General features: G+C 70.8%; 9 protein-coding genes and 1 pseudogene. 8 read left to right on the forward strand and 2 right to left on the reverse strand.

The genetic code is table 11. The annotated features are described in order from the left end of the window. Positions 1 to 1,181: DUF6716 putative glycosyltransferase (locus AOK16_RS18395; RefSeq protein ID WP_055473332.1), on the reverse strand; the 1,181-nt coding region annotated here is incomplete at its 3' end. Between the two features lie 187 nt (positions 1,182 to 1,368). Here AOK16_RS18395 and AOK16_RS18400 point away from each other — a divergent pair. The 3 genes from AOK16_RS18400 to AOK16_RS18410 are packed head-to-tail and all read left to right on the forward strand — an operon-like array spanning position 1,369 to position 5,002. Continuing rightward, positions 1,369 to 2,355: a glycosyltransferase family 2 protein gene (locus tag AOK16_RS18400; protein WP_055473326.1), complete on the forward strand. Its 987-nt coding sequence runs from the start codon at positions 1,369 to 1,371 to the stop codon at positions 2,353 to 2,355. 29 nt (positions 2,356 to 2,384) lie between these two features. Continuing rightward, the gene (locus tag AOK16_RS18405; RefSeq protein ID WP_055473333.1) at positions 2,385 to 3,806 is read left to right on the forward strand and encodes a polysialyltransferase family glycosyltransferase; all 1,422 of its coding nucleotides are present in this window, start codon (positions 2,385 to 2,387) and stop codon (positions 3,804 to 3,806) included. Beyond that, on the forward strand, positions 3,803 to 5,002 hold the full coding sequence (locus AOK16_RS18410) for an acyltransferase family protein (protein ID WP_079101528.1): 1,200 nt from the start codon (positions 3,803 to 3,805) through the stop codon (positions 5,000 to 5,002). The genes AOK16_RS18405 and AOK16_RS18410 overlap by 4 nt, the downstream gene beginning before the upstream one ends. Here the strand turns inward: AOK16_RS18410 and AOK16_RS27695 are convergent. Continuing rightward, positions 4,962 to 5,486, reverse strand: a complete 525-nt coding sequence (locus tag AOK16_RS27695; protein ID WP_055473327.1) for an ATP-binding protein — start codon at positions 5,484 to 5,486, stop codon at positions 4,962 to 4,964. The genes AOK16_RS18410 and AOK16_RS27695 overlap by 41 nt on opposite strands. Before the next feature lie 177 nt (positions 5,487 to 5,663). Here AOK16_RS27695 and AOK16_RS18420 point away from each other — a divergent pair, with 177 nt between their 5' ends. From AOK16_RS18420 to AOK16_RS18440, 5 genes and pseudogenes are all read left to right on the forward strand, one after another. Beyond that, positions 5,664 to 6,515: a helix-turn-helix domain-containing protein gene (locus AOK16_RS18420; RefSeq protein WP_055473328.1), complete on the forward strand. Its 852-nt coding sequence runs from the start codon at positions 5,664 to 5,666 to the stop codon at positions 6,513 to 6,515. Positions 6,516 to 6,517: 2 nt separating this feature from the next. Next, positions 6,518 to 6,718, forward strand: a complete 201-nt coding sequence (locus AOK16_RS18425; RefSeq protein ID WP_055473329.1) for a DUF397 domain-containing protein — start codon at positions 6,518 to 6,520, stop codon at positions 6,716 to 6,718. Positions 6,719 to 6,794: 76 nt separating this feature from the next. Continuing rightward, a complete protein-coding gene (locus AOK16_RS18430; protein ID WP_055473330.1) occupies positions 6,795 to 7,475 on the forward strand; it encodes a DUF899 family protein in 681 nt (226 codons plus the stop codon). A gap of 341 nt (positions 7,476 to 7,816) precedes the next feature. Next, a complete protein-coding gene (locus AOK16_RS18435; RefSeq protein WP_055473331.1) occupies positions 7,817 to 8,146 on the forward strand; it encodes a WXG100 family type VII secretion target in 330 nt (109 codons plus the stop codon). Then, positions 8,143 to 8,832: pseudogene (locus AOK16_RS18440) on the forward strand (alpha/beta hydrolase); the annotation flags it as partial. The gene AOK16_RS18435 and the pseudogene AOK16_RS18440, both read left to right, overlap by 4 nt.

An 8,832-nucleotide genomic window follows, 5' to 3' on the forward strand; every position in this document is an offset into this window, starting at 1 on the left:
GTGTCGAGGTGGTGCCGGGCGAGGATGCCGGGCAGGTAGCCGGGGGCGGTGGCGGGGGTGTAGTACGGCTTGATGGGCGGGAGGCGGTCCGCGGCGAGGAGTCCGGCGACGCGCGCGCGGGCCTCGTCGAAGGCGGTCTCGTACTGCCCGTCGGCGGCGACGCCCTGGCGGCTGAGCCAGCGGGGGTCGGGCTCGGGCCGGTGGCCGGCGTCGAGCTCGTCCCAGGAGGCGAGGCAGCCGGAGCCGAGGAAGTGGTGGTTGCCGAGGATCTCGCGGATGCCGAGGTCGGTGAGGACGGCGGTGGGGATGCGCCGGTGGAGGGACTCCAGGGCGGCGGTGGAGCTGACGGTGACCAGGAGGTCGGTGCGGTCGAGCACCTCGCCCATGTGCCCGTAGACCAGGCGGCAGTTGGCGGGCAGGCCGCCGGGGACCTTGGCCGCGAGCTTCTGGTACGGCAGTTCCTCGATGTGCGTGGTGTGCTCGCCCGGCTTGGAGCGGAGCTTGACCAGCACCTCGCGGTCGGGGTGGCGGCGGGCGTGCCCGGCGGCGCGGCGCAGCAGGTAGCCGCGGTCGGCGCGGCTGACGGGCACGGAGGGCTGGGCGGCGAACGTGACGGTGTACGGGCGGTCGCCGGACTCCTTGTAGCCGGACTCCTTGTAGGGGGCGCCGCCGAGGAAGGGCAGCGCGGTCTCGGTGACGCTGCCGGAGTCGGCGCCGACTCCCTCGTAGACGTCGCGGAAGCGGTCCGCGTCGTGGCGGGAGTTGGCGAGCACCAGGTCGGCGCCGTGGCGCAGCAGAAGGCCGTCGGCCAGCTTCTCGTAGACGACCCCTACGTAGCCGGTGATGACGACGGGGCGCTTCTCGCGTCCGTGCCAGGCCCGCGCGAGGCCGTGGAGCATGGCCTGGACAGCGCCGCCCACGCAGGCGAGGACGACGAAGTCGTAGGGCTCGCGGCCCATGGCGCGGAGGAAGTCGGCGGCGGTGGCCTCGCGCAGCGAGTCCGCGCGGACGCCCACCTCGTCGAGTTGGCGAGGGGTCGGGGTCGCACGGCCGCGCAGGAGGTACCCGTCGAACTGGATGTCCGATACGAGGCGGTTCGCAGTGAGTGCGCCCCATTTCCATCGCGTATCGGAATCGGCGAGTACGGCAACTCGCGGTCGATTACTGCTACTGGCTGGCACGCCGAAGACGCTAGGAAGCCATTCCGATGGGCGGCCCAACTCAAGTGCAACAAACGGTTAACAGAGCATCGACGAATGGCTAACCGGCTTGCGGGAGCGACTGGTTAACGATTCCGCCATACTTCGTTCACCTTCAGGCTCACCGCACGTCAAGACGAATGCCGGGACCCCGCCTAGCGTCTCGCGGGTGGTTAAGCTCTCCGTCATCGTGCCGTTTTACAACGTGCAGACATACGCACCCGACACCCTCAGAAGTCTCCGTGCGAACGCGAGACAGGACTTCGAATTCATTCTTGTCGACGACTGTTCGACGGATGAGACTCCGGAGATCCTCGACCGCGCCGCGCGCGACCTGCCGGGAGCGGTCGTCGTGCGGCACGAGAAGAACGGCGGTCTCGCCACCGCACGGAACACCGGAATAGACGCCGCGAGCGGTACGTACCTGACGTTCCTGGACGGCGACGACTGGCTCAAGCCCGGCTACTACGAGGAACTCCTCGCCGCCATCGAGGAGTTGGGCTGCGACTTCGTCCGCACCGACCACGTCCAGTGCACGGCCCGCGCCCGTACGATCGCCCGCGCGCCGCACGGCATGCGCGACACCGTGCTGAACCCGCGCGACGCGATCCTGCCGGCCGACCGCTCGACCTCCGTGGACTACCCGTACGCCTGGGCCGGCATCTACCACCGCCGGCTGGTGGACAACGGGCTGCTGCACTTCCGGCACGGGCTGCGCACGGCCGAGGACCGGCCGTGGATCTGGCGGCTGCACCGCGAGGCCGAGTCCTTCGCGGTCGTCGGCCTGCTCGGCGTCTTCTACCGGCGCGGCGTCGCCTCGTCCCTGACCCAGATCGGCGACGTCCGGCAGCTGGACTTCATCCGCGCCTTCGACCAGGTCATCGACGAGACCGCGAAGGACCCGGACGCGGCGGACCTGCTGCCCAAGGCCGTGCGCACCTACTGCGCGATCATCGCCCATCATCTCGGCTCCATCGAGAGGTTCGAACCATCCGTGGCACGTAAGTTGCGGTCCCTGAGCGCGGCCGCCCTCCGGCGCATGCCGCAGGATGTCCTGCTGGAGGCGCTCGACTCCATGGACCACGAACGCGCTTCCCGGCTGCGCCGCCTGCGCCGCCGCTCCGCGTCCTCCGCGACCGCGGAGGTGGCCGCCTGATGGCCGCGCCGACCACCGGGGGGACACCCATGAACGACCAGGCCCCGCGCGGGAAGACGCAGATCTTCTTCGCCTCCACGCTCTACGGAGCGGCCACCCTCGCCGCCGCCCTGGACGCCGACTGCTTCGAGCCCGCCACCCGGCGCGTCCTGCTCGTCAGCAACAACGCCACGACCCCCGAGACGACCCCGTCGCTGGACTCCATGCCCGGCTTCGACCGGCTGCGCGGCCGCTTCGACGACGTGCTGTCCTGGAACGAGACGATCAGCCCGTTCCACCCGGGCGGCTGGGTGCCGCGCCAGGACGACGCGCCGCTGTGGGAGCGCCATCTGCGGCTGCTGTGGGACCTGGGTGACGACGCGGTCGAGCTGGTCGTGGAGTCCATCCAGGTCCAGCCCGCACTGGCGCTCGCCCAGCTCTTCCCGGGCGCGCCCATCGACGTGTACGCGGACGGGCTGATGAGCTACGGCCCGACGCGCAACAAGCTCGACCCGCTGGTCGGCACCCGCATCCGCCGCCTGCTGCACCTGGATCTCGTACCGGGCCTGCGGCCGCTGCTGCTCACCGAGTTCGGCGTCGAACCGGAGATCGTGCCCACCGAGGTGTTCACCCGGGTCCTGGCGGACCTGGCGCGGGCCGCGGACACCGCGGACCTGCCCGATCTGGAGTCCCCGGCCCTGCTGCTCGGCCAGTACATGTCCTCCCTCGGCATCCTCACGAGCGAGGAGGAGGAGCGGCTGCACGTCACGATGGTGCGTTCGGCCGCCCGACTGGGCCACACGAGCGTCGTGTTCAAGCCGCATCCGACCGCGCCCGCCCGCTGGTCGCGGATGCTGGAGAAGGAGGCGGGCGAGCTGGGCGTCGAACTGACCGTCCTGGACTCGCCGCTGCTCGCCGAGGTGCTCTACCAGCGGATGCGCCCCGCGATCGTCATCGGCTGCTTCTCCACCGCCCTGCTGACCGCGAGCGCGCTGTACGGGCTGCCGGTCGCGCGCACCGGCACCGCCCTGCTGCTGGAGCGGCTCGCCCCGTACCAGAACAGCAACCGCGTGCCGGTCACGATCGTCGACGCGCTGCTGCCCGAGGTCACCGACCCGGCCGCGGTCCGCGACTGGGAGCCGTCGACCGCCGAGCGGAACGCCGCCGACGACGGCCTCACCGGCCTGCTGAAGGCGGTCGGTTACGCGATGCAGGCGCAGATCTACCCGGACCTGCGGCCCGCCGCCGAGCGCTACCTCTCCACCGGACTCGACGCTCACACCTGGCGCTACTTCAAGCGCCGCCGCCTGACCTCGTTGGCGCTGCCGGGCGCGATCCCCTCGCAGCTGGCGTTCCTGCCGCGCAACGCGACGGTGCGGCGGATGGCCCGCCGGGCGCGCGCCGTGCAGCGCAGAATCGCCCGGAAGAAGGCGGCCATAGCCAAGTCCGGTAAGAAGGCCGCGTTCGGATGACCTCGGCCCCCGCCTTTCCGAAGTCGCCGTTGCCGGAGGCCCCCGGCGCCAGACCGCCCGTAGCCCCGGGGGCGGATGCCCCGCAGGGCAATCCCGGGGCGCCGGGCCCGCGTTCGCGCGGCCCGCGCCCCGCGCCCCGGCTCCGCGCCCTGGACGGCCTGCGGCTGATAGCGGCCCTGATGGTCGCGTTCTACCACTACGGCGGGCGCGACGGCGAGGTCGCCGAGGCCTGGGGAACCTCCCCGGGCGAGCTGTTCCCCGCCTCCTCGCAGCTCTTCGCGTACGGCTGCCTGGGCGTCCAGATCTTCTTCGTCATCAGCGGCTTCGTGATCTGCATGAGCGGCTGGGGACGCCCCCTGAGGTCCTTCTTCGCCTCCCGCGTCGCGCGCCTCTTCCCCGCCTACTGGGCGGCGATCATCCTGGTGACGGCCGTCTTCGCGCTCCCGTGGGTGGCGTGGGAGGCGGTCTCCCCCAGCGACGCCCTGGTCAACCTGACGATGCTTCAGCAGCCGCTGGGCGTGGAGCGCGTGCTGGGCGTCTGCTGGACGCTGTGGGCCGAACTCCGCTTCTACGCGCTGTTCGCCCTGTTCGTGGTCCTGCCCGGCGCGAACCGCTCGCGCGTGGTCCTCTTCTGCGCGGTCTGGCTGCTGTCGGCGGTGGTGGCGGAGGGCGCGAACCAGCCGCTGCTGGACATCGTCCTGATGCCGGAGTACGCCCCGTTCTTCATCGGCGGCATCGGCCTCTACCTGGTCCACCGGGACCGGCGGGACATGACCGCCTGGGGCATCGTGGCGGTGAGCTGGCTGATCGGCCAACACTACGCGGTGGACAGGCTCTGGCACCCGCCGAATCCGGACTTCTTCTCGTACCGCATGTCGTACGTGATCATCGCCATCGTCACGGTCGGCTTCGCCGCGGTCGCCGCGATCGCGCTGGGGTACCTGCGGTGGGCCAACTGGCGCTGGCTGACGGTGGCGGGGGCGCTGACGTACCCCTTCTACCTGGTGCACGAGCACCTGGGATGGGTCGCGATAAGAGCCCTGCACGGCACGCTCGGCCTGCCGCCGTGGGCGGTGCTGTTCGGGGCGGTAGGGGTGATGCTGGGGCTGGCGTGGCTGCTCTACCGCGCGGTGGAGACCCCGCTGACGCCCCGCATCAGACGAGCGCTGCTGCCTTCGGCACGAGCGGGAGGCTGAACCAAACCCCCTTGCCCTTGGGGTGGTTGAGGCCGTAGGCCTCGGCGTCGGGCTGGACGGGCTCGGCGGGTCGATCGCGCCCGCCGGGCCCACCGAGCTCGCCGGGCCCACCGCGCCCGTCCAGCCCGTCGGGCCTGCCCAACCCGTCCAGCCCCAGGGGCGCCCCGGTGGTGGTCCCCCACTGCCCCTCGGTCAGCGCGTCCACGATGGTGAGGCCGCGCCCGCCCTCCAGGTCGGGCGTGAGGCGCTGCGGCGCGGGCAGCTTGGCGGCGACCCCGTCGTACACGGTGACCCGCACGACCCCCCGCGCGTGGAGGTACGCGTTGGTCGCCACCTCGGACGTACAGAGCGCGGCAGCGTCGACGAGCTGCGTGAGGTTGCGCGCCCGCAGCACGTTGGCGACGAAGTCGCGGGCGATCCCGGGGGAGGTGTCCAGGGGTGGACAGAAGAGGGTGTAGGAGTCGGGGACGAAGACGTCGAGCATGGCAATGGCCTTTCAGACAGGGGGAGTTGAGGCGACTACCTCATGCGTGTGATACGCCACAGACGCTAGGGGACAGCCTTGCTACGTAGCAACCATGTCCGGCGAAGTTGCCTCTTTCGAGGTGGACCGTGACAGGGTGGACCGGCACACTCGGGAGCGACACGAGGAAGGTCCGCCATGCCGCCGAGAAGTACACCGACGGCGCGTCAGGAACGCCTGGGCGCGGAGCTGCGCAAGCTCCGCGAAGCCGCCGGTGTGACGGCGCGCGATGCCGCCGCGCTACTCGGCTCCGGCTCGACCCAGATGAGCCACATCGAAGCGGGCCGCTTCGGCATCAGCGAGGACCGCATCCGGCGCCTGGCCGGGCACTACGCGTGCGACGACCACCAACTCGTGGACGCGCTGGTCACGATGGCGAACGAGCGGAGCAAGGGGTGGTGGGAGGAGTTCCGCGGGGTCGTCGGGCCCATGTCCCTGGACCTCGCCGAGTTGGAGCACCACGCCACCAGCCTCCGGGCGCTCCAAGTCATCCATATCCCGGGCATCCTCCAGACCGAGGACCACATGCGGACTGTCTTCCGCTACAACTCGCCCGACCTGCCGCCACGGGATCTTGACGCCCACATCGAGTTCCGCATGCGACGGAAGGACGTCCTGCAGGACAGCCCGTTCGACGCGATCGTCCACGAGGCTGCGCTGCGCATCAAAGTGGGCGGCGCCAAAGTCGCCCGCGCCCAGCTGGAACACGTACTGGAGATGTCCGAACGGGACAAGGTAACCGTCCGCGTAATCCCGTTCGACGTGGATGACTTTGCGGGCACCGGTTACTCAATTCTCTACGCGGGCGGCTCCGTGCCACAGCTCGACACGGTCCACATCGACACCGCCCATGGCGTGATCTTCGTCGACGCCGAGGCCCAACTACGGCGGTACCGATCCCTCTTCCAGCGGATCGAGGCCTCAGTCCTCTCAGTCGCCGAATCGCGCAAACTCATCCACCGCATCGCGCGCGACCTGCGAAAGGCGTAGCAGTGTCCACCACCATCCAGTGGCAGAAGTCCTCTTTCTCCGGCGGAGGCCCAGACAACGACTGCGTGGAAATCGGCGCCTGCGCCGCCGGAACGCTCCACCTCCGCGAGAGCGACGACCCGGAGGTCGTCGTCACGACGACCTCCGCCCGGCTCGGCGCGCTGATACGCGCGATCAAGTCGGGCGCGTACGACACCCCGTAGCGCGTGTGCCGCGCCCGGATACCCGTAGCGCGTGTCGGCGTCCGGCATATGCCGCGCGCAGGCATAGCTTGGCGCGGTGCGCCAAACCAATCTCACCGGGGAGTCGGCCGAATACGTCCGCGCCCGCGAGGAGCTCCGGCAGGCCGAGATCGAGCTGATGCGCCAGCGCGAGCGCGTCGCCGGGCTGCGTCGCGGGTTGCCGCTGGGCCCGGTCGTCGAGGACTACGCGTTCGAGGAGGGCCCCGCCGACCTCCAGGCAGGTGACGCCCCGACACGGACCGTACGCCTGAGTGAGCTGTTCTCCCGGCCCGGCCGGGAGCTGATCGTCTACCACCTCATGTACGGCAAGCGGCAGACCGAGCCGTGCCCCATGTGCACGATGTGGATCGACGGGTTCAACGGGGTGGCCCACCACATCGCGCAGAACGTCGACCTGGCGATCGTCGCCGCGGCCGACCTGCCCGCGCTCCGGGCCCACGCCCGTAACCGGGGGTGGACGAACGTGCGTCTGCTCAGCGCCGGGGCCGGCACGTTCAAGTACGACCTGAACAGCGAGAACGCCGAGGGCGAGCAGGACTCAACGGTGTCGGTGTTCACCCGCGACGACGACGGCTCGGTGCGCCACGTCTACTCGGCGCATCCCCGGTTGTCCGAGGACATCGACCAGCGAGGCATCGACCTGCTGAGCCCCGTATGGCACCTGCTGGACCTCACCCGCCGAGGCCGAGGCGACTGGCTCGCCTCACTGAGCTACTAGCCCGGGCGGCCACCAGCGGCCAGTGCCGACGGGGGTCGGCGGCGGGCGGGTGGCAGTGGTCCGCAGGCGACGACAGCGAGGTCCGCTCGCGCTCGACAGGCAGCCAGCACGCTGTCGAAAGGCAGGCGGCCTCGGTCGGCGGCGGCCGGTTCAGGGCGGGCAGCGCCAGTGGGGGCGGCACGCGGCATGCGGGCGGGCCCGCGGTCGGCGGGAGGCACGCGGTCGGCGGGCGGCCGAAAACTGTTGGTCCGCGCCGGAGGCGCTATGGCCGGGGGCGAGTATGCCCGCTTACCCTGCCAACCGCATGGACCACTGTCCGGCCTTGGCGAGAGGCGGGGTAAATGGACCAATTCGGCGTTGAGCCCGATGAGTTGGAAGGCTCGGGCAGAGCCGCCCGGCATTTCGCGAGCGCCCTGCGCGAGGAGCTTCCGAAGATCGCGGTGGCGAGCGACGCGGCGGTGGCGGGGCTGGCGGACTGGAAGACCGCCCGCGCGCTCGGCGCGTGCGCCCAGGCGTGGTCGGAGGCGCTCAAGTCGCTGGCGGAAGGCCTGGATTCGGCCGGTGGGAAACTGGTGCGCACCGCCGACAACTACCGCGACGGGGACGAGGTCGCGCACCACACGATCCGGCAGCTCAACCCGCTCGACCTGTTCCGCACCGGGGGGTCGTGAACGTGGAGATCGAGGAGCTGCGGAGCGCCAGGCCGCTGGATCTGATCGACGCGGGGGACGCCTGGGACGAGGCGGCGGGGAATTTCACGTGGTACGCGCGGAAGTGCGCGGACAAGGTCTTCCGCAGGGTCCAGGAATCCGGCTGGACGGGCACGGCGGCGCTTTGGGCCACAGCAGAACTGGACCGGCTGGAGGGGGCATTACGCGTCAGCTCCCAAGAACTCGACGCCGTGGGTAGGGTGTTACGTGCCGCCGGAGAGATGTTCTCCTTCCACCAGACCCGCCTCCGCAACCTGCTGGCCGAGGCCAAGGAGCAGAACCTCACCGTCTACAGCGACGGCTCGGTGCGCCACCCCGAACTCGCCGAGGACGAACGCAACGACCCCGACCGGCGGGTCTGGCAGCAGGCACAGGCCCAGCGCGCCGGGGACCTGGCGGAACGTATCCGCGAGGTGATGGCGGACGCGACGCACGCCGACGAGGAGGCGGCCCGCGTCATCCGGCGGTTCACCGAACAGGCCCGCCGAGGAGCCGCCGGCCGCTTCGGCACCGGCATCGAACTCGCCTCCGCAAACGCCCTGACGTCGACCGTCCTCGCCGAACTGGGCATGCCGGGCCAGAACGCCCCGCCGGCCGAGGTGGCGTCCTGGTGGGCCGCCCTCTCCCCCACCCTCCGCACCGAACTC

The organism is Streptomyces pathocidini (assembly GCF_001418495.1).
GTDB classification, from domain to species: Bacteria; Actinomycetota; Actinomycetes; order Streptomycetales; family Streptomycetaceae; genus Streptomyces; species Streptomyces pathocidini.